General features: G+C 73.8%; 28 protein-coding genes and 1 tRNA gene. 15 read left to right on the top strand and 14 right to left on the bottom strand.

From position 1 onward, the window contains the following. Positions 1 to 44 precede the first annotated feature (44 nt). The 6 genes from AC0VX4_RS08685 to ilvA all read left to right on the top strand — a co-directional run bounded on the left by AC0VX4_RS08685 (position 45) and on the right by ilvA (position 6327). Positions 45 to 1460 carry an NAD(P)/FAD-dependent oxidoreductase gene (locus tag AC0VX4_RS08685; protein WP_002856540.1) on the top strand — a complete coding sequence of 472 codons (1416 nt, stop codon included), beginning with the start codon at positions 45 to 47 and terminating at the stop codon, positions 1458 to 1460. Between the two features lie 91 nt (positions 1461 to 1551). Continuing rightward, a tRNA-Leu gene (locus tag AC0VX4_RS08680) sits at positions 1552 to 1628 on the top strand. 184 nt (positions 1629 to 1812) lie between these two features. Then, on the top strand, positions 1813 to 2688 hold the full coding sequence (locus tag AC0VX4_RS08675) for a Bax inhibitor-1/YccA family protein (RefSeq protein WP_475464258.1): 876 nt from the start codon (positions 1813 to 1815) through the stop codon (positions 2686 to 2688). Positions 2689 to 2810: 122 nt separating this feature from the next. Beyond that, positions 2811 to 3782: an aldose 1-epimerase family protein gene (locus tag AC0VX4_RS08670; protein ID WP_475464257.1), complete on the top strand. Its 972-nt coding sequence runs from the start codon at positions 2811 to 2813 to the stop codon at positions 3780 to 3782. After that, positions 3779 to 4996 carry an AI-2E family transporter gene (locus AC0VX4_RS08665; protein WP_145032142.1) on the top strand — a complete coding sequence of 406 codons (1218 nt, stop codon included), beginning with the start codon at positions 3779 to 3781 and terminating at the stop codon, positions 4994 to 4996. Before AC0VX4_RS08670 ends, AC0VX4_RS08665 begins: the two co-directional genes overlap by 4 nt. Further along, positions 4996 to 6327 (top strand): threonine ammonia-lyase, encoded by a 1332-nt coding sequence (gene ilvA / locus AC0VX4_RS08660; protein ID WP_410992788.1) that lies wholly within the window; start codon positions 4996 to 4998, stop codon positions 6325 to 6327. The genes AC0VX4_RS08665 and ilvA overlap by 1 nt, the downstream gene beginning before the upstream one ends. 10 nt (positions 6328 to 6337) lie before the next feature. Here ilvA and AC0VX4_RS08655 read toward each other — a convergent pair whose 3' ends face one another. The 3 genes from AC0VX4_RS08655 to AC0VX4_RS08645 form a co-directional block, all read right to left on the bottom strand. Continuing rightward, positions 6338 to 6976, bottom strand: a complete 639-nt coding sequence (locus tag AC0VX4_RS08655) for a GPP34 family phosphoprotein (RefSeq protein WP_475464256.1) — start codon at positions 6974 to 6976, stop codon at positions 6338 to 6340. Between the two features lie 96 nt (positions 6977 to 7072). Further along, positions 7073 to 7567 (bottom strand): transcription elongation factor GreA, encoded by a 495-nt coding sequence (gene greA, locus AC0VX4_RS08650; RefSeq protein WP_002856531.1) that lies wholly within the window; start codon positions 7565 to 7567, stop codon positions 7073 to 7075. A 257-nt stretch (positions 7568 to 7824) separates the two neighbouring features. Next, positions 7825 to 8271: a DUF4307 domain-containing protein gene (locus tag AC0VX4_RS08645; protein ID WP_366365477.1), complete on the bottom strand. Its 447-nt coding sequence runs from the start codon at positions 8269 to 8271 to the stop codon at positions 7825 to 7827. 115 nt (positions 8272 to 8386) lie between these two features. Here AC0VX4_RS08645 and mca point away from each other — a divergent pair, with 115 nt between their 5' ends. Both mca and AC0VX4_RS08635 read left to right on the top strand, forming a co-directional pair. Next, positions 8387 to 9379, top strand: coding sequence for a mycothiol conjugate amidase Mca (gene mca / locus AC0VX4_RS08640; RefSeq protein WP_101965738.1), 993 nt, complete (start codon positions 8387 to 8389; stop codon positions 9377 to 9379). 48 nt (positions 9380 to 9427) lie between these two features. After that, the gene (locus AC0VX4_RS08635) at positions 9428 to 9832 is read left to right on the top strand and encodes a hypothetical protein (RefSeq protein WP_101965739.1); all 405 of its coding nucleotides are present in this window, start codon (positions 9428 to 9430) and stop codon (positions 9830 to 9832) included. Positions 9833 to 9984: 152 nt separating this feature from the next. Here the strand turns inward: AC0VX4_RS08635 and trhA are convergent, their stop codons facing one another. After that, positions 9985 to 10704, bottom strand: coding sequence for a PAQR family membrane homeostasis protein TrhA (gene trhA, locus AC0VX4_RS08630; protein ID WP_095353416.1), 720 nt, complete (start codon positions 10702 to 10704; stop codon positions 9985 to 9987). A gap of 105 nt (positions 10705 to 10809) precedes the next feature. On the opposite strand from trhA, the gene AC0VX4_RS08625 reads away from it, so the two are divergent. Then, a complete protein-coding gene (locus AC0VX4_RS08625) occupies positions 10810 to 11583 on the top strand; it encodes an isoprenyl transferase (protein WP_119217513.1) in 774 nt (257 codons plus the stop codon). Here the strand turns inward: AC0VX4_RS08625 and AC0VX4_RS08620 are convergent. After that, complete coding sequence (locus AC0VX4_RS08620) at positions 11562 to 12203, bottom strand: rhomboid family intramembrane serine protease (RefSeq protein WP_230277924.1); 642 nt, start codon at positions 12201 to 12203, stop codon at positions 11562 to 11564. The two genes, AC0VX4_RS08625 and AC0VX4_RS08620, sit on opposite strands and share 22 nt — an antisense overlap. A gap of 228 nt (positions 12204 to 12431) precedes the next feature. On the opposite strand from AC0VX4_RS08620, the gene AC0VX4_RS08615 reads away from it, so the two are divergent. Beyond that, entirely contained in the window at positions 12432 to 13880 is a 1449-nt protein-coding gene (locus AC0VX4_RS08615; protein ID WP_049147419.1) for a PhoH family protein, read from the top strand. A gap of 331 nt (positions 13881 to 14211) precedes the next feature. Beyond that, positions 14212 to 14715, top strand: a complete 504-nt coding sequence (locus tag AC0VX4_RS08610) for a prepilin peptidase (protein ID WP_475464255.1) — start codon at positions 14212 to 14214, stop codon at positions 14713 to 14715. Positions 14716 to 14805: 90 nt separating this feature from the next. Here the strand turns inward: AC0VX4_RS08610 and AC0VX4_RS08605 are convergent, their stop codons facing one another. Genes AC0VX4_RS08605 through AC0VX4_RS08595 form a run of 3 tightly spaced genes read right to left on the bottom strand, consistent with a single transcriptional unit; the run spans position 14806 to position 17541 of the window. Then, positions 14806 to 16227 (bottom strand): class II fumarate hydratase, encoded by a 1422-nt coding sequence (locus AC0VX4_RS08605; protein WP_065573341.1) that lies wholly within the window; start codon positions 16225 to 16227, stop codon positions 14806 to 14808. 55 nt (positions 16228 to 16282) lie between these two features. Next, on the bottom strand, positions 16283 to 16954 hold the full coding sequence (locus AC0VX4_RS08600; protein WP_002854504.1) for a carbonic anhydrase: 672 nt from the start codon (positions 16952 to 16954) through the stop codon (positions 16283 to 16285). Further along, positions 16951 to 17541, bottom strand: coding sequence for a DUF4245 domain-containing protein (locus AC0VX4_RS08595; protein WP_098471267.1), 591 nt, complete (start codon positions 17539 to 17541; stop codon positions 16951 to 16953). Before AC0VX4_RS08595 ends, AC0VX4_RS08600 begins: the two co-directional genes overlap by 4 nt. A gap of 107 nt (positions 17542 to 17648) precedes the next feature. Between AC0VX4_RS08595 and glpX the strand changes: the two genes are divergently transcribed. Beyond that, the gene (gene glpX, locus AC0VX4_RS08590) at positions 17649 to 18671 is read left to right on the top strand and encodes a class II fructose-bisphosphatase (RefSeq protein ID WP_475464254.1); all 1023 of its coding nucleotides are present in this window, start codon (positions 17649 to 17651) and stop codon (positions 18669 to 18671) included. Positions 18672 to 18694: 23 nt separating this feature from the next. Here glpX and manA read toward each other — a convergent pair whose 3' ends face one another. The 4 genes from manA to AC0VX4_RS08570 are packed head-to-tail and all read right to left on the bottom strand — an operon-like array spanning position 18695 to position 23353. After that, the gene (gene manA / locus AC0VX4_RS08585) at positions 18695 to 19939 is read right to left on the bottom strand and encodes a mannose-6-phosphate isomerase, class I (RefSeq protein ID WP_431794691.1); all 1245 of its coding nucleotides are present in this window, start codon (positions 19937 to 19939) and stop codon (positions 18695 to 18697) included. Between the two features lie 41 nt (positions 19940 to 19980). Continuing rightward, positions 19981 to 21573 carry an LCP family protein gene (locus AC0VX4_RS08580; RefSeq protein WP_240755396.1) on the bottom strand — a complete coding sequence of 531 codons (1593 nt, stop codon included), beginning with the start codon at positions 21571 to 21573 and terminating at the stop codon, positions 19981 to 19983. 20 nt (positions 21574 to 21593) lie between these two features. Then, positions 21594 to 22151 carry a 5-(carboxyamino)imidazole ribonucleotide mutase gene (purE, locus tag AC0VX4_RS08575; protein ID WP_010079307.1) on the bottom strand — a complete coding sequence of 186 codons (558 nt, stop codon included), beginning with the start codon at positions 22149 to 22151 and terminating at the stop codon, positions 21594 to 21596. Then, positions 22148 to 23353 (bottom strand): 5-(carboxyamino)imidazole ribonucleotide synthase, encoded by a 1206-nt coding sequence (locus tag AC0VX4_RS08570; RefSeq protein WP_098471272.1) that lies wholly within the window; start codon positions 23351 to 23353, stop codon positions 22148 to 22150. Before AC0VX4_RS08570 ends, purE begins: the two co-directional genes overlap by 4 nt. Before the next feature lie 162 nt (positions 23354 to 23515). Between AC0VX4_RS08570 and AC0VX4_RS08565 the strand changes: the two genes are divergently transcribed. Then, the gene (locus tag AC0VX4_RS08565) at positions 23516 to 24133 is read left to right on the top strand and encodes a GtrA family protein (RefSeq protein ID WP_311795630.1); all 618 of its coding nucleotides are present in this window, start codon (positions 23516 to 23518) and stop codon (positions 24131 to 24133) included. Positions 24134 to 24160: 27 nt separating this feature from the next. Here AC0VX4_RS08565 and AC0VX4_RS08560 read toward each other — a convergent pair whose 3' ends face one another. Then, positions 24161 to 24784 (bottom strand): hypothetical protein, encoded by a 624-nt coding sequence (locus tag AC0VX4_RS08560; protein WP_136940669.1) that lies wholly within the window; start codon positions 24782 to 24784, stop codon positions 24161 to 24163. Positions 24785 to 24954: 170 nt separating this feature from the next. Between AC0VX4_RS08560 and AC0VX4_RS08555 the strand changes: the two genes are divergently transcribed. Beyond that, positions 24955 to 25482 (top strand): WhiB family transcriptional regulator, encoded by a 528-nt coding sequence (locus tag AC0VX4_RS08555; RefSeq protein WP_065573334.1) that lies wholly within the window; start codon positions 24955 to 24957, stop codon positions 25480 to 25482. 55 nt (positions 25483 to 25537) lie between these two features. Here AC0VX4_RS08555 and AC0VX4_RS08550 read toward each other — a convergent pair whose 3' ends face one another. Continuing rightward, positions 25538 to 26110, bottom strand: coding sequence for a hypothetical protein (locus tag AC0VX4_RS08550; RefSeq protein WP_475464253.1), 573 nt, complete (start codon positions 26108 to 26110; stop codon positions 25538 to 25540). Positions 26111 to 26172: 62 nt separating this feature from the next. Between AC0VX4_RS08550 and AC0VX4_RS08545 the strand changes: the two genes are divergently transcribed. Continuing rightward, positions 26173 to 26475, top strand: coding sequence for a DUF3499 family protein (locus AC0VX4_RS08545; protein WP_049158467.1), 303 nt, complete (start codon positions 26173 to 26175; stop codon positions 26473 to 26475). The last annotated feature ends 4 nt before the right edge of the window (positions 26476 to 26479 follow it).

Raw genomic sequence — 26479 nt, 5'->3', positions numbered from 1 at the left:
CGGAGAGTGGAGGGGCCGGGCCCGTGCGTGCGTAGACTGGCGGTATGTCTCTCACCCCTGAACTGTCTCCCAAGCCGCGCCTGCTGATCGTCGGCGGCGGCTACGCCGGGTTCCATGTCGCCCGCGAGCTGCAGAAGAAGGTCGCCGAGCGCGGCGGCGTCGTGACCGTCGTCGACCCCCGCCCGTACATGACGTACTACCCGTTCCTGCCCGAGGTCGTGGGCGGCCACATCGAGGGCCGCCACGTGAACGTGGACCTGCAGACGCACCTCAAGGACGCCGAGGTCGTCCGCGGCGCCGTCGTGTCCGTGGACCACGCCGGCCGCACCGCCGTGGTGCGCGGCGAGGGCGGCGACGAGTTCGAGATCCCGTACCAGGACATCGTGATGACCGCGGGCGCCGTGACCCGCGTGTTCCCGATCCCGGGTCTGGGCGAGCAGGGCATCGGTCTGCGCTCGGTCGAGGAGGCCGTCCAGCTGCGCAACCAGATCCTGGAGCGCCTGGACGCCGGTTCCCTGATGACGGACGCCGAGGAGCGCAAGCGTGCCCTGACCTTCGTGGTGGTGGGCGGCGGCTTCGCCGGGATCGAGGCCATCGCGGAGATGGAGAACCTCATCCGCAACGCCGTGGAGCGCAACGAGCGCCTCTCCCAGTCGGAGATCCGGATCGTCCTCGTCGAGGCCATGGGCCGCATCATGCCCGAGGTCTCCGAGGAGCAGGCCCAGGGCGTGGTGGAGCACCTGAAGGACCGCGGCATCGAGGTCCTGCTCAACACCTCGCTGGGCGACGCCACGGACGGCGTCATGAAGCTCGTGGCCATGCCCTCCAAGGAGGAGGCGGAGACCTTCGCGGCGGACACCCTCGTGTGGTGCGCCGGCGTGGTGGCCAACTCCGTGGTCAAGAGCACCGACTTCCCGGTGGACGACCGCGGCCGCGTGGAGGCCACCCCCACCCTGCAGATCAAGGACGGCGAGGCCGGCGCGCTCGAGGGTGCGTGGGCCTGCGGCGACGTCTCCGCCGTGCCGGACCTGACCGGGGCCGGCCCGGGCGGCTTCTGCGTCCCGAACGCCCAGCACGCCATCCGTCAGGCCAAGCGTCTGGCCGCCAACTACATGGCCGTGCGCCACGGCAAGGGCGAGGTGCAGGAGTACGTGCACAAGTCCCTGGGCACCGTGGCGGGGCTGGGCTTCGGCCGCGGCGTGGGCAACCCGCTGGGCACCAAGATCGCCGGCATCCCGGCGTTCCTGGCCCACCGCGGCTACCACGGCTACGCGATGCCCACCCTGGAGCGGAAGTTCCGCATCCTGTCCGGCTGGGTCGCCGAGACCCTGTTCGGCCGTGACTCCACCTCGGTGGCGGGCCTGGACACCCCGTTCAACCCGTTCCGCCGCGCCGCGGGCGTCGAGCTCGAGCCCGGCCGCTTCGAGCGGCAGCGGGCCCTCGAGTCCTCGAAGGGCTGATCCCGCAGCCAGCGGGCCGCCGGCCCCGTCCGAGCGCATCGGGCGGGGCCGGCGTCGTCCGCACCCGGGCCCGCGTCCACGGGCCCGCCACGCCCCCGTGGCCCAACTGGCAGAGGCGGCCGACTTAAAATCGGCGTGTTGCGGGTTCGAGTCCCGCCGGGGGCACCACGCGTCTCCCCGCGCGCCTCGCTTCTGCGCCCACCGTGAACAGCCGGTGAACCGGCGCGGATCCACGCTCCGGCCCCGCGCGCGGACGCAGACATCCCGATAGGATCGTGCTGAACCCCGGGGCACGAGCGCTGCTCACTGCGGCGGCGTGCGACCGGGCCGACTCGACCCGAAGGAGCGAGCCGTGGCGAATCCGGTCATGAACTCTCAGAACTTCCAGCAGCAGATGCAGGGCGGCGGACAGGCGCAGCCCGGTTGGTACCAGGGCGGGCAGCAGTCCGCGCAGTCCCCGTACGGCCAGCAGCAGAGCCCGTACGGCCAGGCCCAGGCGTTCGGCGCCGGCCAGGCGGCCCAGCAGTACGCGCACCAGCAGTCCATGGAGGACGCCTTCCGCGCGCCCTCCGCCGGCCCGGAGCAGACCGGCCGGATGACCTTCAACGACGTCGTCGGCAAGACCGGCCTGATGCTCGTGCTCGTCGTGGTGGCGGGCGCCGTGGGCTGGTTCTCGCCGGGCCTGATGATCATCGGCGCGATCGCCGGCCTCGTCCTCGGCCTGGTCAACTCGTTCAAGCGCGAGCCCTCCCCCGTGCTGATCATGCTCTACGCCCTGGCCGAGGGCCTGTTCCTCGGCGGCATCTCCGCCGTGTTCGAGGCGTCCTACCCGGGCATCGTGGTGCAGGCCGTGCTCGGCACCCTCTCCGTGTTCGCGGTGATGCTGGCCCTGTACACCTCGGGCAAGTTCCGCCCCACCCCGCGCATGACCAAGATCGTCATGACGGCCATGCTGGGCTACCTCGTGTTCATGCTCGTCAACCTGGTCCTGACCTGGACGGGCATCGCGAACCTGCGCACCGGCGGCCTCGGCCTGATCATCGGCGCGCTCGCCGTGCTTCTCGCGGCGTACTCGCTGACCATGGACTTCGAGATGGCCGCCGTGGGCGTGAAGAACGGCGCCCCGCAGAAGTACTCCTGGTCCGTCGCGTTCGGCCTGACCGTGACCCTGGTCTGGCTGTACATCGAGATCCTGCGCATCCTCTCCATCCTGCGCAGCAACGACTGACCCGTCCGTCCCGTCTCCGCACGGAGACCCGCACCGCCGCCCCGGTCCTGCACAGGCCGGGGCGGTCTGCGTCCGCGAGGGCGTAGATTGAGGGGGTCCCTCGCCGTCACCCAGGAGGTCCCGTGACCGAGACCAGCGACCTGCCCGCCTTCGGGGCCCCGGACGCCACCGGCACCCAGCACCGCCTGCACCGCGGGTCCGCGGAGGCCGTCGTCGTCGGCCTGGCCGGTGCCCTGCGCAGGTACCGCGTGTCCGGCGTGGACCTCACCGAGCCGTACGGCCCGGACGTGGTCCCGCCCGCCGCCAACGGCATCCAGATGAGCCCCTGGCCGAACCGCGTCGCCGGCGCCCGCTGGATCCTGGACGGCGTCGAGCAGCGCCTGGACGTCACCGAACCCGCGCGCGGCCACGCCAGCCACGGCCTGCTGCGCAACACCCACTTCGTCACCGAGACGTTCTCCGCCCACGCGGTGACCCTGCGCGGTGAGATCCACCCCCAGCACGGCTGGCCGTTCCGGCTCACCCACCGCGTCACGTACGAGCTCGAGGCGGACGGCGGCCTCACCGTCACCGCCGAGGTGCAGAACCACACGGACGCCACCGTGCCCGTGGCGGTCGGCTCCCACCCGTTCCTGCGGATCGGGGACGTCCCGACGGCGGAGCTGAGCCTGCGCGTGCCCGCGGACGCCTGGATCCGCACGGGGGAGGACCTCATCCCCGTGGAGACCCTGCCGGTGGACGGCACCGACCTGGACTTCCGCCGCGGCCGGGCCGTGGGCGAGGCCGCCCTGGACGTGTGCTTCACCGGCCTGACCCCGGACGCCGACGGCCGGCACCGCCAGACCCTGCTCGCCGCGGACGGCCGCGCCGTGACCCTGTGGACCGACCACGCGTTCGCCTACACCCACGTCTTCGTCACGGACCGGCTGCCCGGCCGTGACACGGCACTCGCGGTGGAGCCGCTCACCGCTCCCGCGGACGCCCTGAACTCGGGGGAGGGCCTGCACCGGCTCGCCCCGCACGCCCGCTGGAGCGTCCAGTGGGGTCTGACCCCCCATGTCCCCGACCACCCACACGAGGAGGATCGCGCGTGAGCTCGACCCTGGCGGCCCAGACCAAGATCAACAAGGACGTGCCCTATGGGCTGACGGTGGCCGCAGCCTGGTCCTGGCGGCTGGTGGCCGTCGTCATCGGCGTCGGCGTCGTGGTGTACCTGCTCAGCTTCGTGAGCCTCGTGCTGATCCCCATCCTGGTGGCCGCGCTGCTGGCCACCCTGCTGGCCCCGGTGTACCAGGCGATGCGGCGCATCAAGGTGCCGGGCGTCGCGGCCGCCCTGCTGTGCGTGCTGCTGTTGGTCGTCGTCGTGGTGGGCCTCATGGGGCTCGCCGGTCAGCAGATCGTCCAGGGCTTCGCCCAACTGGGCGACCAGCTGGGCCAGGCCGTCGACGACGCGATCGCCTGGCTGGCCGGCGTGGGCGTGGAGATCCCCCGTTCCGGTGCCGGGCTGGAGGGCCTGTGGCAGACGCTGCGGGACAACTCCACCACGGTCATGAACAGCGCCGTCTCGTTCGGCTCCACGGCCGTCAACATCGGTGCGGGCCTGTTCATCGCCCTGTTCTCCCTGATCTTCTTCCTCTACGACGGCGACCGCATCTGGCGCTTCCTGCTGATCTTCGTGCCGAAGGCGCACCGGGCCACCGTGGGCCGCGCGGGCCGCTCGGGCTGGCAGTCGCTCGGCTCCTACGTGCGGGTCCAGATCTTCGTGGCGTTCATCGACGCCGTCGGCATCGGCATCGGCGCCCTGATCCTGGGGGTGCCGCTGGCCATCCCGCTGGCCGTGCTCGTGTTCCTGGCCTCGTTCATCCCGATGATCGGCGCCACCCTGACCGGCGCGATGGCGGTGCTCCTGGCGCTGATGTCCAACGGCCTGGTCAACGCGCTGCTCATGCTGGGCGTGGTGCTGCTCGTGCAGCAGATCGAGTCGAACGTCCTGCAGCCGCTCGTGATGGGCAAGGCCGTCGCGCTGCACCCGCTGGCCGTGTTCCTGGCCGTCGCCGCCGGCTCCACCGTCCTCGGTCTGGCGGGCGCCGTGTTCGCCGTGCCGGTGCTGGCCTTCGTGAACAGCTTCGTCCGCGCCCTCACCGCCGACACTCCCGAGGAGCTCACGGAGCGGACGGACCACGCCCTCGAACCGGGCGGCGCGGAGGACGAGACGGCCGGCTCCCACCGGGACCGCCCCTCGACGCACGAGGACGCCGCCCTCGCCTCCGAGGCCGACGCGGGCACCCGGCACGGGGACGACGCCTGATGGGCGCGGCGCAGGCCACGAACACCCCGGACCGGACCGTCCCGACGCCGTCGCCCCGGTGGGTGCGGCCCGCCGACGGTCCGCCGGCCCCGGCAGAGCTGCCCGTCACCCTCGAGGAGATCGAGCGGGCGCGCGAGACGCTGCGCGGGATCGCCGAGCTCTCCCCGCTGCAGCACTCCCGGGCGCTCTCCCGGGCCGTGGGCACGGACGTGCACCTGAAGTGCGAGAACCTGCAGCGGGCCGGCTCGTTCAAGGTCCGCGGCGCCTACGTGCGGATGGCGCAGCTGAGCGAGGAGGAGCGCGGCCGCGGCGTCGTGGCCGCATCGGCCGGCAACCACGCCCAGGGCGTCGCCCTCGCGGCCGCCAAGCTCGGCATCCGCGCCCGCATCTTCATGCCGCACGGCGTGGCCCTGCCCAAGCTGCAGGCCACCCGGGACCACGGTGCCGAGGTCGTCCTGCACGGCTCCACCGTGGATGAGTCCCTCGCCGAGGCGCAGCGGTGGGCCACGGAGACCGGTGCCGTGTTCATCCCGCCGTTCGACGACCCGGCCGTCATCGCGGGCCAGGGCACCGTCGGCCTCGAGATCCTCGACGTGCTGCCGGACGTGGACACCGTGATCATGGGCATCGGCGGCGGGGGGCTCATCGCCGGCACGGCCGTGGCCCTCAAGGAGGCCGCCCGGCGTCGTGGGCGCACGGTGCGCGTCATCGGCGTGCAGGCGGCCACCGCCGCCGCGTTCCCCGGCTCCCTCGAGGAGGGCCGCGTCCAGGTGCTGGAGAGCGTGTCCACCATCGCGGACGGCATCGCCGTCGGCAGGCCCGGGGCCCTGCCGCTGCGGATCGCCGCCGAGCTGGTGGACGCCGTCGTGACCGTCACGGACGACGAGATCGCCGCCGCCCTCGTCCACCTCCTCGAGCGCTCCAAGCTCGTCGTGGAGCCGGCGGGCGCCGTCGGGGTGGCCGCCCTGCTGGCGGGCCGCACGGCGGACCTGGGCTTCGAGCTCGGCACCACCGCAGTGATCCTCTCCGGCGGGAACATCGATCCGATGCTCATGCTGAAGTCCATCCAGGCCGGACTGTCGGCCGCGGGGCGCTATATGACCGTGCGCATCCCGCTGCGGGACCGCCCGGGCGAGCTGGCCACGATCTCACGGATCATCGCGGACACGGACGCCAACGTGGTGCGCGTGGACCACACCCGCGTCGGCCCGGAGCTGTCCATGGGCGGCGTGCACATCACGATCGACATGGAGACCCGCGGCGCCGAGCACTCCGCCCAGGTCCTGGAGGCGCTGCGCGGGGCCGGCTACAGCCCGGCCCCGCTGCCCTGACCGGGCCGGCTCAGGCCACGGAGCCGGCGGCGGCCGCGGTGATGGTGCCGCAGGTCCCGCCCACCGCGCGGCGCACGGCCTGGACCAGGAGGTCCGCGCGCGTCAGCGTCTCGATGCGACGGACCATCTCGCGACGGTCATAGCGCTCGTGGGCGCCCGGCAGCAGGCGCCGGGCCAGGTTGAGGTGCTGCAGCACGCCGAGCAGGAGCACGTCCTCGTCGGAGGGCTCTGCCTCGTCCAGGACGACGGCGGTCAGGTGCGCGAGCAGCTCGGCGCGCTCGGTGCCGCGGGGGACGTGCCGGGTGGCCAGGAAGGCCTTGCGCTCGGTGAGGCGGCCGGTCTCGGTCAGATGGGCGACGACGGCCTTGCGCAGGTCCGGCTTGCCGGCCGCCACGGTGGCCACGAGCGGTCGGCCGGCCAGGGCGTCGACCTGTCCGAGGGAGGAGTCCAGGACGGGGTCGCCGGTGGTGCCGGCCGCGGTCACGAGCACGCGGGCCCGGTCCACGGGGACGTCCTCGAGGGTCACGATCCCGGCGGAGCGGTGGTCGGCCAGCGCGGCGGCCGCAAGGGCCACGCGGTGGTGGGAGGGGCTCTCGGAGAGCCCGTCCTCGCGGGTGAGCAGCAGGTGCGCCTTCTCGACGGTCAGCATGGGGCCAGAGTAGCAACGGGGGCGCGGTGGGACCCGGGACGGACGACGGCCGCGGCCCCTGGAGGGGACCGCGGCCGTCGTCGGAGTCGGGGTCGGTCAGCCGGAGTAGGGCTGGACGTCCTTGACCTCGACCTTGATGTCCTTGCCGTTCGGGGCGGTGTAGGAGACCTTGTCGCCCTTCTTGGCACCGTTGATGGCCTCGCCGAGCGGGGAGCGCTCGGAGTAGACCTCGAGCGACTCGTCGTCCGCGGCGATCTCGCGGTTGCCGAAGAGGAACGTCATCTCGTCGCCGGCGACGACGGCGGTCACCACGGTGCCCGGGTGCACGGCGCCGTCGTTCTCGGCGGCCTCGCCGACGCGGGCGGTCTCGAGCAGGTGCTTCAGCTCGGCGATGCGGCCCTCGTTCTTGGACTGCTCCTCGCGGGCGGCGTGGTAGCCGCCGTTCTCCTTGAGGTCGCCCTCATCGCGCGCGGCCTCGATGCGCTCGATGATCTCCTGGCGACCGGGGCCGGAGATGTGCTCGAGCTCCTTGGAGAGGCGGTCGTACGCCTCCTGGGTCAGCCACGGGGCGTCGGACTGGCTGGTGGTCATGCTCTGTTCCGCCTTTCTGTCTCGGGTGATGCGGAGTCCGGGGCGCGGCGCACCGTATCCGGTGCGCGATCCGCGTCCGGCGGACGCGCCCGCATGCGAAAGACCCCGCCGACCAGGAGGACGCGCGTGACCCGAGGGCTCCGTGCGACGCCTGCCTGACTCACCGGCGGGGCGGGAATGCTCCGACGAGTCTATCCGGGCGGCGTGCGTCACACCAAAGGCGGCCGCTACGCCGAGGGCGGAGCGGCCGGGAGGGCTCAGACCTTGCGGCAGGTCTCGACGATGCCGGAGTCGCCCCGCACCACGGTGCGCACGTCCACGGTGTAGCGCTGCTGCGCGTCCGAGGGGGAGTCCCGCCGGTCGGCCGGCAGGGTCTCCAGGCGGACGGTGCGGAAGCCGACGGGGGCGGCGTGGGAGTCGGTGACGAGCACATCGCACTCGGCCTGCACGCCCTCCGGGACGGAGGCCTGGAAGGTGACGGTCGCGTGGCCGTCGTCCTCGATGGTGAAGCCGACGTCCTTGTACTCGATGGCGCCCACGGACATGTTCAGGCCGATCCACACGGACAGCAGCACGGCCACGACCAGCCCGAGCCCGCCGAGGCCCGCCCACAGCCGACGACGGTCCGGACGCGTGTGGTCCGTGCCGTACCGGTTGGCTAGTGTGGGGTCCTGCGCGCGGACCGCGGGGGCGTGGTGGGACATCCCCTCCACCCTAGCCGCTGCCCGCCGCCGGAGGCCGATAAGGACGTCGGCCCAGCCCCCTCACGCCGTCGCCCCCGCGGCGGCCCCGCCATCCGGACAGGAGTGTGCGATCCCCGTGGCCGATCAGACCCCCCAGGCCCAGCCCGCCGCAGGCACCGCCCTGCCGCCCTCCACCGGGCTGCGCCTCATGGCGGTGCACGCCCACCCGGACGACGAGTCCTCGAAGGGGGCCGGCACCATGGCCGCCTACGCGGCGGCCGGGGCCGAGGTCATGGTCGTCACGTGCACCGGCGGCGAGGCCGGCACCCTGCTCAACCCGTCGTTCGGGGACACCACCCGGGCCGACCGGGACATCGCGGCCGTGCGCCGCGAGGAGATGGCGGAGGCCGCGCGCATCCTCGGCATCCGGCACGCCTGGCTCGGCTTCCTCGACTCGGGCCTGCCCGAGGGGGATCCGCTGCCGGCCCTCCCGGCGAACTGCTTCGCCGAGATCCCGCTCCGGGATGCGGCGGCCCCGCTGATCTCGCTCGTGCGCCGGTTCCGCCCGCACGTGCTCATCTCTTACGACGAGGTCGGCGGCTACCCCCACCCGGACCACCTGCAGGCCCACGCCGTGACGATGGAGGCGTACCGGGCCGCGGGCCTCGCCGACGAGTACCCCGAGGCCGGGCCCGCCTGGGAGGTCTCGAAGGTCTACTACGACTGCGGCTTCAACCCGCGGAAGTTCCGCACGATGGCCGCGGTGGCCGAGGCCGACGGCGAGGACGTGCCGTTCGCCCGACGCCTGATGATGTTCGACGCGATGGACGCGATGCGCGAGGTGCTGCGCCGCCGCGAAGCCGGGGAGGACGTGCCCGACCCGGAGGTCATCCCGCCGTGGGTCACCGCGGACCACGACGTCACCACGCAGGTGGACGTCACCGGCTTCCTCGACGAGCGCGACGCCGCCCTGCGGGCGCATCGCACCCAGATCGACCCCGACGGCATGTTCTTCGACGCCCCCCATGATCTGCAGCGGCGCGCCTGGCCGTGGGAGGACTTCGCGCTGATCGACTCGCGCGTGCCCTCCGAGCTGCCGGAGCACGACCTCTTCGCCGGCCTGCGCTGAGCCGACCCGGCTCGGGCCGTGCGGCCGGGGCCGGTAGAGTGGGGCGGCGTGACACCCCTGTCTGGCCTTCCCCTCGTCCTCACCGCGCTCGCGGCCGCGAGCCCCGCGCCGGTGCCCGCCGTCCCGGAGCCGACGCTGCGCCCCGGGCTCGAGGAGGCGGAGGTCACCCCCGGCATCGAAGGGTTCCTGTTCACCGCGCTCATGGTGGTCATGGCGATCATCGTCTTCCGCGTCATGGTCCGCTCCGTGCGCCGCGTCCAGCAGCGCTCCCCGCAGGCCGAGGCCATGCTCGTGGAGCGCCATCAGCAGCACCTGCCGGACGAGGCGCGCGCGGGCGGCGAGCACCTGGACGCGGACTCCGAGGACCGGCTGCGCCGCCTGCAGGAGAAGTACCCCGGCTACCTCCAGGAGCCGGCCCCGGAGCCCCAGGCCCCGGACACCGGACGCGACTGACCGCCGTCGGGCCCGGGCACGCTCAGGCGCCGCCCGGGACTCGACGCCCAACCCTTGAGGCCCGCAGACGCGCCGCTACGTCCCTGCCGTAGCGGCGCGTCTGCGGGCCTCGGCGCTGCCCGGCGGGGCGCAGACCCCCGTCCCCGCCACCCTCAGGCGACGACGAGCACCGCCCGATAGATGGCGACGGCGTGGCACACGAAGCCGGCCACCGTGAAGGCGTGGAACAGCTCGTGGAAGCCGAACCACTCGCGGTGGATCGTGGGGGCCTGCAGCGCGTAGAAGACCGCGCCCGTGATGTACGCGACGCCGCCGGCCACGATCAGCCACCCCGCCGCCGCATCCGCGGCGAAGAAGTCGCCCAGGTACAGCAGCGCCGCCAGCCCGAGCACCACGTACACCGGCGTGTAGAGCCAGCGCGGGGCATCCGTCCACAGCACCCGGAACGCGACGCCGGCCACGGCCCCCACCCACACCAGGGTGAGCAGCACCCGCGCCCGGTCCGGAGCCAGCAGGGCCAGGGAGAGCGGCGTGTAGGTGCCGGCGATGACCAGCATGATGTTCGTGTGGTCCAACCGCTTGAGGACACGGGAGACCACCTCGTTCCACTGCACCAGGTGGTACGTCGCCGAGACCGCGAACAGCAGCAGGCCCGTCACGGTGTAGACCGCGCTGGCCCACCGCAGCGTCGCGGTCGGCGCGAGCACGATGAGCACGATGCCGGCCGCCAGCGTCAGCGGCGCCATGACCGCGTGGATCCAACCGCGCAGTCGGGGCTTGTACAGCGGATGGTCGGGGTCGCGGATGCGCTCGATGCGCCAGCGCAGGCGACGGGCGGCGTCGGTCTCGCGGAGGGGTGTCACAGGGTCCATGCCTCCATTGTCGTCGGTCGGCCCGGGGCCGGGGCACGGGATGGTCGCTGTGTGCCGCGCGCGTATCCTGGAGGCTCGCAGGACCGTCCGAGAGGGGAGCGCGCCGTGGGTCGACCCGAGGCCTTCTACCGCCTGTACGAGCGGCGGCTGACGCGCGGCCTGGACCCGGAGCGCCTGCCACGGCACATCGGCGTGCTGGTGGACGGCAACCGTCGCTGGGCCCGCGCGTTCGGGGCGTCCACGCAGCAGGGCCACCAGGCCGGCGCTGAGCGCATCCTCGACTTCATCGGCTGGTGCGACGAGGCCGGCATCCCCGTGGTCACGCTCTACATGCTCTCCACCGAGAACCTGCGGCGTCCGGCGGAGGAGCTCGCCCCGCTCCTGGAGATCATCCAGACGACGGCGGAGCGCCTCGCCCAGTCGGCCGAGGGCCGCGCCCCCGTGTGCGTGCAGCCGGTCGGCGCGGTGGACCTGCTCCCCGAGCCCATGGCGCGACGGCTCGCCGAGGTGGCCGAACAGACCAAGGGCCACGACGGCGTGCACGTGAACGTGGCCGTGGGCTACGGGGGCCGCCAGGAGATCCTCGACGCCGTGCGCGAGCTGCTGCGGGACGAGCACGCCCTGGGCCACAGCGCGGCGGAGGTGGCCGAGTCCGTCACCGTCGAGCAGATCGCGGACCGGCTCTACACGCGCGGCCAGCCGGACCCGGACCTGGTCATCCGCACGTCCGGGGAGCAGCGGCTCTCCGGGTTCCTGCTCTGGCAGTCCGCGTACTCGGAGTTCTACTTCTGCGAGGCCATGTGGCCCGCGTTCCGCAAGGTCGACTTCCTGCGTGCCTTGCGCGACTACGGCAGCCGTCAGCGCCGGTTCGGCACCTGACGGTCGGCGCGGCCCCACCACAGGCCCAGCAGCACCCCGACGACGGCCCCGGCCAGGTGGCCGGTCCACGAGATGCCGGGGGCCGGCAGCAGGCCGATCAGGCTCGAGCCCAGGTGCGTGAGCGCGACGAGCACGGAGACGACGACCGCCCCGATCCGCCGCACCGCGATCCCGTAGACGATCAGGAACGCGATCAGCGCGTACACGATCCCGGAGGCGCCGATGTGCACGCCCGGGGTGCCGATCACCCAGGTCAGCAGGCCCGATCCCAGCCAGGCGCAGACGAGCAGGGCCACCGGTCGGCGCGAGACCAGGGCGGCCAGCGGACCGAGGACGAGCAGCGCCGTCGTGTTGCCGATCAAGTGGGCCCAGCCGGCGTGCAGCACGGGGGAGAACAGGACCCCGTCCAGGCCCTCGAGGCGTCGCGGGATCAGCCCCACGCCGGGGATGATCACCCGGCCGAGGAAGATCAGCACGAACTGCGCGACCCACATGGCCGCGATCAGCACGGCGGTGGGCGCGACGGCGCCCAGCAGGCGGCCGCCGGCGCGCTCGGCCAGGGTCGGGGCGGGGGCCGGGCCGCCCGGCAGATCGGGCAGGCCGGGGGACGGGCGGTGCATGCTCAAGGGCCCTCCTGGGGACGGGGAGCGGGCGGCCGTCGGGACGTCGGCGGCGCGTCTCCAGTGTAGAGAGCACTGGCCCTCGGGGACCGTGGCGGGGCCCGGACGGACCGTCACCGCGACTTCATCCCGGGTTCACCGTGCCGGGCCCCGGCGGACGACGCCGCTTCCTAGCGTGGCCCGTGGGCGGACCCCCGCCCACATGGTTCACCGGCACAGGAGGCAGACATGGTGGCAGAGCTCGTGGAGCACGCGCAGACCCGGCAGGAGCCGCCGAGCCGGCCGGGCCAGGCGCGCGCCGAGGCGGGGCCGGCGGAGGCGACCGGCCTGCGGACCTACGTGGTGGACACGTCCGTGCTGCTCTCGGACCCGCGCGCCCTGCTGCACTTCGCCGAGCACGAGGTGGTCCTGCCGCTCGTGGTGGTCTCGGAGCTCGAGGCCAAGCGCGCCGACCCCGACCTCGGCTACTACGCGCGCACGGCCCTGCGCCTGCTCGACGACCTGCGCGGCCGCCACGGCGCGCTGGACCAGCCCGTGCCGATCACCCCCGAGGGCGGCACGCTGCGGATCGAACTGAACCACGTATCCGTGGACGTGCTGCCCCTGGGCATCCGCGGCACGGACAACGACTCCCGCATCCTCGCCGTCGCGAAGGCGCTCGCGGACGAGGGCGCCACGGTCACGGTCGTGTCCAAGGACCTGCCGATGCGCGTGAAGGCGGCGGCCATGGGCCTCGCCGCGGACGAGTACCGCCACGAGCTCGTGCGTGACTCGGGCTGGCGCGGCACCGTCTCCCTCAGCGTGGCGCAGGAGCGGCTGGACGCCCTCTACGACGACGGCGAGGTCGACCTGGCCGGCGTCCCGCTGGGGACCCTGACCGGCACGGGCGTCGAGACCGGGCCGGAGGAGGCCCCGGCCGAGGCGGTCCGCCTGCCGGTCAACACGGGGCTGGTGCTCACCGCGCCCCGGGGCTCCGCCCTGGCCCGGGTCGGCGAGGGCGGCCGAGCCTGCCTGGTGCGCGGGGACCGCGACGTGTTCGGCCTGCACGGCCGCTCCGCCGAGCAGCGGCTGGCCATCGAGCTGCTGACGGATCCGAGCGTGGGCATCGTCTCCCTCGGCGGCCGCGCGGGCACCGGCAAGTCCGCGCTGGCGCTGTGCGCGGGCCTCGACGCCGTGATGGAGCGCCGCGAGCACCGCAGGGTGGTCGTGTTCCGCCCGCTGTACGCCGTCGGCGGCCAGGACCTCGGCTACCTGCCCGGCTCCGAGGGCGACAAGATGGGCCCGTGGGCGCAGGCCGTGTTCGACACCCTGGGCGCCCTGGTCTCCCCGTCCGTGGTGGACGAGGTGGTGGACCGCGGGATGCTGGAGATCTTGCCGCTGACGCACATCCGCGGCCGTTCGCTGCACGATGCGTGGGTGATCGTGGACGAGGCGCAGTCGCTCGAGCGGAACGTGCTGCTCACGGTGCTGAGCCGGATGGGCCGCAACTCGAAGGTCGTGCTGACCCACGACGTCGCCCAGCGGGACAACCTGCGCGTGGGCCGGCACGACGGCATCGCGGCCGTGGTGGAGCGCCTCAAGGGCCACCCGCTGTTCGGGCACGTGACGCTGACCCGTTCCGAGCGCTCCCCGATCGCCGCGCTGGTCACGGACCTGCTGGAGGAGGGCCGAGCCTGAGCCGGGCATGAAAAAGGGGCCGCTGCCGAAGCAGCGGCCCCCGGCGGGGGTGCTCGGCCCCGCGGAGGGGGGATGGGGGACCGAGGAAGCCCGCCACCATGGCCCCTTTGAAACGGGATTGAGGCCATGGGGTCTGTGTGAGCCCCGTACGTCCATCAGACGGCCGGAAGCTCGTGACTTCACAGTAGACCCACGCGAGGGCTCGTCGCAATGGGCGGCTCCGGTTGCGCTGTGGGCAGAACACCGGGTGGCCGGACCGTGAACGCGAGGTGGCCGGATCGCCCTGTGGACGGCGGCCCGGCGGGCGCGCCGCCCGGCCTAGGCTGGGCGCATGAGCGGGGTGGGGTGGGCGTGGACGCACGGCGCGACGGCGACGGCGGTGCTGTGGTCCCTGGGGCTGGTGTGGTTCGCGGTGTGCGCGGGCGTGCTCGTGCGCACGGACCTGCGCGAGCATCGGCTGCCGAACCGGTGGACGCTGCGGCTGGCGCTGGGCGGGCTGGCGGCGATGACCGGGGGAGCGCTGCTGGCGGGCCGGGGTGACCTGGCGCTCTGCAGCCTGGTGGGCGGTCTCGGCTACACCGTGGCGATGCTCGCGCTGCACGTGCTCAGCCGCGGTGGCCTCGGGATGGGGGACGTGAAGCTCGCCGGCGGCCTGGGCGTGTACACGGGGGTGCTCGGTCCGACGGCGGTGCTCGCCGCGGGGGTGGGCGCGATCCTGCTCGGCGGAGTGGTGGCCGGGGTGCTGGTGCTCGCGGGCCGGGCGACGGGGCGGACGGCGCTGCCGTTCGGGCCGGCGATGGTGGCGGCGGCCGCCGGAGTGCTGGTGCTGGCGTGAACGACGAGCGGCCGCCCTCCGCACGGGAGGACGGCCGCTCGTCGTCGTGGCTCGGGAGGCGGCGTCGCGCCGCTCACCGGATCCGCCGGATCACTCCGGGTGGGTCATGGACATGGTGTCCAGGGCCTTGTCCAGCTGCTCCTCGGTGACTTCGCCGCGCTCGACGTAGCCGAGGTCCACGACGGCCTCGCGCACGGTCATCTTGTTCGCGACGGAGTGCTTGGCGATCTTGGCGGCGGCCTCGTAGCCGATCACCTTGTTCAGCGGGGTCACGATGGACGGCGAGGCGCCGGCGAGGAAGGCGCAGCGCTCCTCGTTGGCCTCGATGCCGTCGATCATCTTGTCCGCCATGACGCGCGTCGTGTTGGCCAGCAGGCGGATGGACTCGAGCAGGTTGGCGGCCATCACGGGGATGCCCACGTTGAGCTCGAACGCGCCGTTGGTGGAGGACAGGGCGACGGTGGTGTCGTTGCCGATCACCTGGGCGCACACCATGATCGCGGCCTCGCAGATCACGGGGTTGACCTTGCCCGGCATGATCGAGGAGCCCGGCTGCAGGTCCGGGAGGGCGATCTCGCCGAGGCCGGTGTTCGGGCCGGAGCCCATCCAGCGCAGGTCGTTGTTGATCTTCATGATCGAGAACGCGATGTTCCGCAGCTGGCCGGAGGCCTCCACGAGGCCGTCACGGTTGGCCTGGGCCTCGAAGTGGTTGCGCGCCTCGGTCAGCGGCAGGCCGGTCTCCTCGGCGAGCAGCTCGATCACGCGGGCGGAGAAGCCCTTCGGGGTGTTGATGCCGGTGCCCACGGCGGTGCCGCCGAGCGGGACCTCGGCCACGCGCGGCAGCGCGGACTGGATGCGCTCGATGCCGTAGCGGACCTGCGCGGCGTAGCCGCCGAACTCCTGGCCCAGGGTCACCGGGGTGGCGTCCATGAGGTGGGTGCGGCCGGACTTCACGATGCCGGCGAAGTCCTCCGCCTTCTTCTCGAGGGAGACGGCCAGGTGGTCCAGCGCCGGGACGAGGTCGTTCACGAGGGCGGCGGTGACGGCCACGTGCACGGAGGTCGGGAACACGTCGTTCGAGGACTGGGAGGCGTTGACGTGGTCGTTGGGGTGCACCTCGTCCTCGGAGCCGGCCTCCTTCAGGGCGCGGGTGGCGAGGGTGGCGAGCACCTCGTTGGTGTTCATGTTCGAGGAGGTGCCGGAGCCGGTCTGGAACACGTCGATCGGGTACTGGTCGTCGTGGTCGCCGGCGATGACCTGGTCCGCGGCGGCGACGATGGCGTCCGCGCGCTCCTGCGAGATGATGCCCAGCTCGGCGTTCGCCTTGGCCGCGGCCTTCTTGACCTGCGCGAGGGCGTGGATGTGGGCGGGCTCGAGGCCCTTGCCGGAGATCGGGAAGTTCTCCACGGCGCGCTGGGTCTGGGCACGGTAGAGCGCGTTCACCGGCACCTTCACCTCGCCCATGGTGTCGTGCTCGATGCGGAACTGCTGATCGGTGTTCTCTGCGGTCATGGTCACATCCTAGGACGGCGCGGGCGCCCGGTGCCGCACCGGACGCCCGGCGTCGTCAGACCGCCAGGTCGCCGTGCACGCGGCCCGGCCGCGCGGTGCCCTCGGACAGTGAGTAGGTGAGCCCGACGACGGCGGTGCGCCCCGACTCGACGGCTGCGCGGACGGACTGCGAGGTCTCCAGGAGGTGGTCGCAGGTCTGGTCCACGTGCTCGGCCACGAACTCGTCGACCTCCTCCAGGCCGCGGCGGCGACCGGCCAGCACGGACGGGATGATGCGCTCCACGAGGGGGCGCACGAAGCCGCGCGGCATGGTGCCGGAGATGTAGGACTCGACCGTCGCCGTGACGGCGCCGCACGAGTTGTGGCCCAGGACGATGACGAGCGGGATCTCCAGCACGTCCACGCCGTACTCGATGGAGCCCAGCACGGCGTCGTCGATCACGTGGCCTGCCGTGCGCACCACGAACACGTCGCCGAGGCCGAGGTCGAAGATGATCTCGGCCGCCAGGCGCGAGTCGGCGCAGCCGAAGATCACGGCGACCGGGGCCTGACCGGCGGTCAGGTCGCTGCGCCGCTCCGCGTTCTGATTCGGGTGGCTCGGCTCGCCCGCCACGAAGCGGCGGTTGCCCTCGGCGAGGACCTCCCACGCCTCAGCAGGCGTGAGGTCGGAGGTGGGGACGACGACGTCGGGGGCCGGCGTCGTCTCGGGGCGGGTGTGGGGGGTCATCGGGTCTCCTTCGCGACGCCGTGCGCCAGGTCTTCGAGGACGGCCTGGTCGCCGGTGGTGGTCAGCACCACGGTGGTGCCGTCCACCTCCGCCACGAGCCGTCGCTCCGGCTTCTTCGGATCGGCGTGGAGGTCCCACGCGATCCCGTCGATCTCGATCGTCTCCGACGTCGGGACCTGGTCCACCCGCAGGCTCACCCAGGTGGGGTCGACGTCCTCGGCCTGCTGCAGGCCCGCGAACACCGTGTCCGTGACCACCCAGCCGACGTCCCACGTGGAGACGCCGTCCAGCTTCTGCAGGCGGGCGTAGTTGGCGTACCAGGACTCCGGCACCTCGGGCGCCAGGGCCGGCAGGTCGCCGTCGTCGTGGGGGACCGTGGCGGCCTCGGCGGCGACGTCGACGCGGTCCTCGCGGGGCCGCTGCGGCGGCTCCGGGTTGAGCAGGAGGACCACGGCCACGATCGCCAGCAGCGCCACCAGGGAGAGCACCATGGCCATCCACGGCTGCCGGGCCCGCTGCGCCTGCTTGGCGGTCAGGACGGGGCGGGGGGCGGGGGAGTGGGGGTCGGCGGAGCTCACGGTCAGCATTGTGCCACCCGCGGGAGGCCGCCCCCGTAGGATGAGGACCGGGGCAGAGCCGCCCTCACGCCCCGTCCCGTGCGGACGGAGCGCCGCGAGCAAGGATCGGAGCAGCGATGACCAGCGCGTCCTCGGAGAAGACCGGCTACGAGAACCACGTCCCGGACCGCAACCTGGCCATGGAGCTGGTGCGGGTGACCGAGGCGGCGGCCATCGCCGCGAGCCCCTGGGTGGGCTACGGGGACAAGAACAAGGCGGACGGCGCCGCGGTGGACGCGATGCGCGCGTTCATGGACACCGTGGCCATGGACGGCACCGTGGTGATCGGCGAGGGCGAGAAGGACGAGGCCCCCATGCTGTTCAACGGCGAGCAGGTCGGTGACGGCTCCGGCGCCGCCGTGGACGTGGCCGTGGACCCGATCGACGGCACCCGCCTGACCGCCATGGGCTACAACAACGCGCTCTCCGTCTTCGCGGTGGCCGAGCGCGGCACCATGTTCGACCCGTCGGCCGTGTTCTACATGGACAAGCTCGTGGTGGGCCCCGAGGCCGCCGACTTCGTGGACATGCGCCTGCCGGTGAAGCAGAACGTGAACCTCGTGGCCAAGGCCCTGGACAAGCCCGTCTCCCAGGTGACCGTGTGCGTGCTGGACCGCCCCCGCCACGAGGGCCTGGTCAAGGAGATCCGTCAGGCCGGCGCCCGCGTGAAGTTCATCCTGGACGGCGATGTCGCCGGTGCCATCGCCGCTGCCCGCCCGGACACCGGCGTGGACATGATGATGGGCATCGGCGGCACCCCGGAGGGCATCGTCACCGCGTGCGCGATCAAGGCCACCGGCGGCATCATCCAGGGTCGCCTGGCCCCCACCGACGACGCCGAGAAGCAGAAGGCCCTCGACGCCGGCCTCGACCTCGACGCCGTGCTGACCACGAACGAGCTGGTCACCTCCGACCACTGCTACTTCGCGGCCACCGGCATCACCGACGGCGACCTGCTGCGCGGTGTGCGCTTCGCCGACGGCCGCGTGCACACGCAGTCCATCGTGATGCGCTCGTCGTCCGGCACGGTCCGCACCGTGGACGCCGAGCACGACGTGAAGAAGTGGTCCAAGTGGCTGGAGGACCGCGACGCCCGCTGAGCCCGCGGGCCGGACTGCCGGGTTCAGCCCCGCGGCAGGCCGGCCACGTGCACCGTGGCCGGGGCGCCGGCCGCGGCGCGGACGGCCAGCGGGCCGGACGCCGTCTCGGCGGCGGGCAGGAACACGGCCTCGCCCGGGCCCAGCTCGATCTCCTGGCCGGCCAGGGCCAGGCGCGCCCTGCCGCGGGTGACCACCGCGATCCCGGGCCCGTGCACGTCGAGGCCGTGGACGGCGTCGTCCTCGAGGGTGGCCTGGAGCAGCTCGAACTCCTCGAACGGCGGGCGGAAGGCCACCACGGAGTCGGCCACGCGCTCGGGCTCGGTGGAGGGCACCGGCAGCGCCTCGAAGGTGACCACGCGGCGCAGCTCGGGCACGTCCACGTGCTTCGGGGTGAGTCCGCCGCGCAGCACGTTGTCCGAGGCCGCCATGACCTCCACGCCCAGCCCGTGCAGGTACGCGTGCACGTTGCCGGCCGGCAGGTGGACGGCCTGACCCGGGGCCAGATCCACGCGGTTGAGCAGGATGGCCACCACCACGCCGGGGTCGTCCGGGTGGTGCTGGGCGACCTCGAGGGCCGTGGCCAGCGAGGGGTCGCGCTCGGCCAGGTCCGGCGCGGCCCGCAGCACGTCCACGACCTGCGCGACGGCGCCGGGAGCGCCCCACACGGAGTCGGGGTCGAGGATCGAGGTGAACGCGTCCTCGAGGTCGCCGGCGGCGAGGGCCTGGCTGATCCGGGCGGCGGCGACGGCGACGGCGGACGTGTCCCCGTCCGCCCGCTCGGTGAGGGCGCGAGACAGGGCCTCGAAGCTGTCCGAGGAGACCTCGGGGGAGCGGAAGCCGCACATCGCCGCGAAGGGGGTCAGCGCGAGCAGCATCTCCGGCTTGTGGTTCGCGTCCCTGTAGTTGCGCTCCGGGGCGTCGACCGGCACGCCGGCGGCCTCCTCCGCGGCGTAGCCCGCGCGGGCCTGCTCCAGGGTGGGGTGCGCCTGGATGGACAGCGGGGCGCCCGCGGCAAGCAGCTTCATCAGGAAGGGCAGACGGCCCTCCGGCGCGGCGGGACCGAGGCAGCGCTCGCGGTCCGCGGCCACCACCTCGTCCAGACCGACGTGGGCGCCATCCGCCACGACGGCGACGCACGGGGCGCCCGGATGGTCGCCCAGCCACAGCTCGGCCTCGGGGCGGCCGGTGGGCTCGCGTCCCTGCAGGTCGGCGAGGAGCGTGGGGGAGCCCCAGGCGTAGTCACGGATCACGGGCTTCAGGACGTGCATGCGCCCAGCCTAGGTCAGCCCGTCGGCCCGCGCGTCGCGCCTCACGGGGCGGGGACGCACAGCCCGTTCGACGAGGACGCGTGGTTCAGCACGTCCTCCTGGCCCAGGTCCTCGGCCGTCATCAGGTCCTCGGCGGTGAAGGGCTCGCCGTCGGAGCGGGTCGGCGGGGCCGGCCACGTGGCCGGGTCGTCCTCATCGACGTCGGGGGCCTGCGTCTCCTGCGCGACGACGGCCAGCACGGTGAGCAGCGGGGTCGCCGAGACGCCGGTCGGGTCCGACCCGGCGGTCACGGACGCGTCGGCCAGCATCTCGTCCACGCGGCGGTGGACGAGGTCGTAGTCGGGGTAGGTGGTGAAGTGGGTGCCCGTGTCGCCGAAGTCGGGCGGGCCGATGGTCAGCCGCCGCATCTTCTGGCCGCGTGAGCGCTCGGCGAGGTCCACGAACGTGCCGAGCTGGGACTGCGGCAGGTCGGTGGTCACGATCTGCTGGCCCGCCGCGAGGATCCCCTCGAAGCGGGTGAGCACGGTGGCGGGGCTGAACTGCTCCAGCATCGCCGCCTGCATGCACTGCTGCCGGCGGATGCGGGCGTAGTCGGTGGACCAGTGCCGGGAGCGGGCGAAGGCGAGCGCGTCGTCGCCGTTGAAGTGGTGGGTGCCCGGCTCCCACCAGATGTTGCCCCAGGCGCCGTCGGGCCGGACGCCGCGGTGCACCACGTAGCCGCCGCTGACGACGTCCACCCCGCCCATGGCGTCGATCAGCTGGGCGAAGCCGCCCATGTCCATGAGGGCGTAACCGGAGACGTCCAGGCCGAGGATGCCGCCGGCGGCGTCCTTCATGGCCTCGGCGCCGGGGTGTTCGGCGTCCGGGTAGAGGTCTGCATGATGCTCCTCCACGTCCGTGTAGAGGGCGTTGAGGATGCACTCGTCGCCGCAGTCGAAGCCGTTCGGGTACACGTCCCACAGCGGGGAGCCCTCGACGAACGGCGCGTCCTGGAGGTTGCGGGGCAGGGAGAACATCACGATGGCGCCGGTGCGAGCGTCCACGGAGACCACGTGCATGGAGTCCGGGCGCAGCCCCTGCCGGCCCTCGCCGGCGTCCGCGCCCAGGACCAGGATGTTGTAGCGGCCCTCGGCCTCCGGGACGGCCGGCCCCTCCTGGAAGACCTCGCCGAGCGCGCCGCGGCTCGTGTTCGCGGCCCAGCCGCCGTAGAGCAGGGCGCCGCTGGTGAGCACGAGCGCGAGCGCGGTGACCGCCGCCGTGATCTTCCGCGCGCCGGGGGCGAGCAGGTGCAGCCGGATCAGCCGGAACGTGTCCACCCACAGCACCGCCCAGCCCACCGCCAACGCCGCCAGGACCACCGCCAGCCCGAGCAGCACGCCGTCCCGGGCCATGAGCGAGATCAGGCTCGCACGGGAGACCAGCCACCACAGCAGCCCCAGGATCAGCACGGCCCACACGGTGACGGTGACCCCCAGCGCCACGCGGCCGAGCCGGCGGCTGCCGGCGATGATCTGGGCGCCGCCGGGGACCAGCAGGGTCAGGGCGGTGAGGATCAGCGCCCGGCGGGTGCGCTCGGTGGGGGAGGCGACGCGCGGGTCCCGAAGCGGGTCGGGATGCGCGGGACCGGCGGGCACGGATCCGGTGGCGGGCGACATCAGCGGTCGGCGGCCATCCGCTCGCGCAGGCGGGCCCCCTTGGCCCGGGCCTGGGCGTTGAGCTCGTCGGCGTGCTCGGCGAGGGCGGCGCGCAGGCGGTCGCCCTCCGCGGTGTCGGCCGAGGCGAGGATGCGGGCGGCCAGCAGGCCGGCGTTGCGGGCGCCGTCGATGGAGACGGTGGCCACCGGCACACCGGCGGGCATCTGGACGATCGAGAGCAGGGAGTCCATCCCGTCCAGGCTCTTGAGCTTCACGGGCACGCCGATCACGGGCAGGGGGGTGACGGCGGCGAGCATGCCGGGCAGGTGGGCCGCGCCGCCCGCACCGGCCACGATCACGCGGATCCCGCGCTGGTGCGCGCGGGCGCCGAACTCCACCATCTCGTGGGGCATGCGGTGCGCGGAGACCACGCCGACCTCGACGGGCACGTCGAGCTCGCGCAGGGCCTCGGCGGCCGCGCTCATCACGGGCCAGTCGGAGTCGGAGCCCATCACGACGGAGACGACCGGGGCGTCGTCCTGCAGGGGCTGGGCGGGGGTCTGGGGCGTGGCGGTCATGGGCGGGCCTCCGTCTCGGTGCCGGTGGTGGGGGCGTCCTCGCGCAGGAGCGCGGCGGCGGATTCGGCGATCCGCACGGCCTCCTCGAGGCTGAGGCCATGGTCCGCGACGACGTTGACGTGCCCGACCTTGCGGCCGGGGCGCACGTCCTTGCCGTAGAGGTGGACCTTGGCCTGCGGGTGGGCGGCGAGGGCTGCGACGCTGCCGGCGTGCAGGTCCTCGCGGGCGCCGCCGAGGACGTTCTTCATCACGACGCCGGCCCCGCGGGGGGCCGTCTCGCCCAGCGGCAGGTCGAGCACGGCGCGGACGTGCTGCTCGAACTGGCCGGTGACGGCGCCGTCCATGGACCAGTGGCCGGAGTTGTGGGGGCGCATGGCCAGCTCGTTCACCTGGAAGCCCGGGCCGACCCCCGGCGTCTCGAACAGCTCGACCGCGAGCATGCCGGTGACGTCCAGCTCCTCGGCGAGGCGGACGGCCGCGGCGGTCGCGGCCGCGGCGACGGCCGGGTCGAGGTCCTGGGCCGGGGCGACCACGAGGTCGCACACGCCGGCCACCTGGACCGAGTCGACCACGGGGTAGACGGCCATCTCGCCGGAGGGGGTGCGCGCCACCTGCGCGGAGAGCTCACGGGAGAAGGGGACGAGGGCCTCGGCCAGCAGCGGAGTGATGCCGGCGCCGAGCCACGCGGCCAGGGTGCCGTCCGCGGCGGAGGCGCGGGCGTCGTCGGCGTCGTCGAGCTTGAGCACACCCTTGCCGTCGTAGCCGCCGCGGGGGGTCTTGAGGATCATCGGCCAGCCGTGCTCGTCGCCGAAGGCGAGGACGGCCTCGAGGTCGTCGACCGGTGCCCACGCCGGGTTCGGCAGGCCCAGTCGCTCGACGGCGGCGCGCATGACCAGCTTGTCCTGCGCGTGCTGCAGCGCCTCGGGGCCGGGGCGCACGGCGACGCCGGCCTCCTGCAGGGCCCGCAGGTGCTCGGTGGGCACGTGCTCGTGGTCGAAGGTGACCACGTCCACCGTGGCCGCGAACGCCCTCAGGTCCGCCAGGTCCGCGTGGTCGCCGACCACGTGGGGGGCGACCTGGGCCGCTGACGCGTCCGGGGCCTCCGCGAGCACGCGGAAGGGCACGCCGAGCTCCGCGGCGGCGCCCGCCATCATGCGGGCCAGCTGCCCGCCACCGATCACACCGAGTCGAGGGGAAGTCACCCGCACAGGGTAGTCGGACCGGCTGAGAACTCCGTCACGGAGGGGCGGCCGATGCCGGATCCGGGGAGGTCGCGCCCCGGGGGCGCGGCTACAGTGTTCCCCAGCCCTGCGCGGGTCCGCCCCGCGTGCACACCCCCGTCCCGAACCGAGGAGTCCACGCCCATGCTGTCCGATCTCTGGGGCCGCCTGACCGGGATGGTCTCCCTGCTGTGGCGGGAGGTGGCCAAGTTCGGCACGGTCGGTGCGGCCGCGTTCGTGGTGGACTCGCTCGTCTTCTGGTGGATGATGACCGGCCCGCTCGAGGGGTCCAACGTCAAGGCGAAGATCGTGGGCGGCGTCGTCGCCACCCTGTTCAGCTGGGTCGCCAACCGCTACTGGACGTTCCGGGAGAAGCGCTCCTCGAACAAGACGCGCGAGCTCGTGATGTTCCTGATCATGAACGCGATCGGGCTGGGCATCCAGGCCGGCTGCGTGGCGATCGCGCAGTACCTGATGGGCGTGACCGACCCGACCGGCCTGTTCATCGCCGGCAACGTGATCGGCCTGTTCTTCGGCACCGTGTTCCGCTACTTCGCCTACCGGTTCTGGGTGTTCAAGGAGGAGCTGGACGTGGAGCCCGGCTTCGCCAACGACCTCGCGATCATCACCGGCCAGATGCCCGTGCTGCGCGAGGACCAGCTGCCTGCGCACGGCCGGCACGAGGCCCGGGGCCGGCCCGCCGAGCGGGGGCCTCGGCCCGACGGCCCGGCCCGGCACCGCGCCCCCGACGCCGGGGTCTGAGCGCCCCGGCCTGACCCCGCCGCCCCGTCAGGGGTGCACGGTCACCGCCCGACCCGCGTCCCACGCCTCCAGCGCGGCCCGCACTCCCGCCCACGTCAGGCGGGGGCGCGGGCCGTCGTCGTCCGGCGCGACGTCGACCCCGGCCGGGATCGACGCGGGCCGCACGTGGTCCACGGGGCCGGGCAGGGCATCCGGCTGGGCGCGGATCTCGGCGGCCACGTCCACGACGGCCGGGTCGGCGGCCGGGCCGTCGAACTCGGGCTCGAGGCCGCGCGGCAGGGCCACGGCGAACACGGCCGCGGACGGGTCCGGCCACGCCTCGGGCCGGTCCGTGAGGACGGCGGCGGGGGAGTCACCCTCGAGGGCGGGCTCGGCCTCGGCGCAGAGCACGCCGAGGGCGAGGGCGTGGGAGAGCCAGTGGACGGGCAGGTCCAGGGCGACGGCGTCGCCCGCGCCGATGCCCTCGGCGCCGAGCAGGCCCGCGAACTTGGCGGCCCAGTTCACGGTCACGCGGCCCGAGAGCTCGATGCGCTGGTCCACCGCGCCGGGTTCGTCCGGGGCTCCCGGCTCCTGGACGAGCGCGGGCCGCGGGGAGGAGGCGAGGCGGAGCACGAGGGGGCCGGTGGACCGGGGTGCGGAGAGGGAGACCATGGGCCCAGTGTGGCACCCGCTCGGTTTGACTCGGCATGAATCACACCGATGTAATGAACCCGGGCCAACGGTCCCGGCAGGAGGGGCCCGCCGGCTTGCCCGGCACCCGCGCGGACCGCACGATCACCCGGCCCACACCGCCACGTCGATCCCGGGAAGAGGCGTCACACATGGAGCAGACCCAGCGAGTCGAGGACGCGCACCGCGCCGATCCCGCGCAGGCGCCGGCGCCTCGTCCGCGGAGCGTCCCCAGCGACTGGTTCCTCGACCCCGCCGACCCGCAGGCCGGCGTCCCGGGCGCGAGCCTCGAGGACCAGGCGACCGCCTTCCTCACCGCCCACGACCTCGACGACGAGACCGGCACCCCGGCCGCCACCGTCACCGCCCTCTTCCCCGGTGACGCGCGTCCGGTCGAGGCCGTGCCCTTCTCCCAGGACTGGGCCGCGATCCCGGGCGTGACCACCGAGCCCATCGAGGGCGAGCTGGCCTGGCAGGCGGACGCCCTGTGCGCGCAGACGGACCCCGAGGCGTTCTTCCCGGAGAAGGGCGGCTCCACGCGGGACGCCAAGCGCGTGTGCGAGGCCTGCACCGTCAAGGACGCGTGCCTGGAGTACGCCATGGCGAACGACGAGCGCTTCGGCATCTGGGGCGGGCTCTCCGAGCGCGAGCGTCGGCGCCTGCGCCGCGCCCGCGCCTGACGCGCGGCGCCCGTCCACCGGGCGCGGTGCCCGGCGCGGACCGCCCGGTCCGGGCTCAGCCGCGACCCCAGCTGGGGTCGAGCACCTGCGGGTCCACGCCCAGCGCCTCGGCGCAGCGGCTCAGCGCGACCCCGTAGACGGCCCCCTCGAGGTCGGCCGGGTCGGCCGCGTCCCGCAGCGGCCGCTCGAACAGGGTGATCAGCACCCCGTCCCGGCCCTGCCGCTCGGCCCGCGCGAACAGCGCCTCCTCATCCCGTTCCCGGCCGGCATGGAGCTCGCGCAGTCGCTCGTCGAGCCGGTCCGGGATGCGCTCCACCCGCGCGGTCACGTGCCGCAGCCCGGGCGCGTCCAGGGAGCCCAGCCGGTCCACCGCCTTCTCGACGGCGGTCAGCAGCGCCTCGCCCCGGCCCCGTTCCGAGCGTGCACCGAACGGGCGCGGATGCCGCAGTCCTCGGCCACGGCGGTCCCGGACGCCGCGCCCCGCGGGGGAGGAGACGCCGGCCTCGGCCGGGCCGCCCTCGACGCCCGGCTCGGCCGGGCCGCCCTCGACGCCCGGCTCGGCCCCCGCGGCGTCGCCCGCCCGGAACGGCAGGGGGTCGAGGGGATCGGAGGAGGCGGGCGCGGTCATGCGCGCCATGGTAGGCCACCGCCCCGGGCCGTCCGCCGAGTAGGGTGACGGGCGTGGGACCCATGCGACGCTGCAGCAAGACCGGATGCCAGAGCCCTGCCCTGGCCACGCTGACGTACAACTACGCGGACTCGCAGGTGGTCATCGGGCCCCTGTCGCGCCGGGCGGAGCCGCACATGTACGACCTCTGCGGCGAGCACGCGCGGCGCACCACGGCCCCGCGCGGCTGGGAGGTGCTGCGGCTGGAGCTGCCCGAGCACTACGAGGCCGTCGACGCGGACGGCGGCGTGCGCACGGTCCCCACCCGGCCCGTGGCCGTCCCGCCGTCCCGCCCCGGGCTGCGCGTGGTGCGTGACGGGGACTGACGCG

It is taken from the genome of Micrococcus sp. 63XJN7_8_ISO-PGPR-S23-253 (assembly GCF_056173425.1).
The sequence above is the reverse complement of the archived record's forward strand: the minus strand, read 5'-3'. Positions and strand labels throughout refer to the sequence as shown.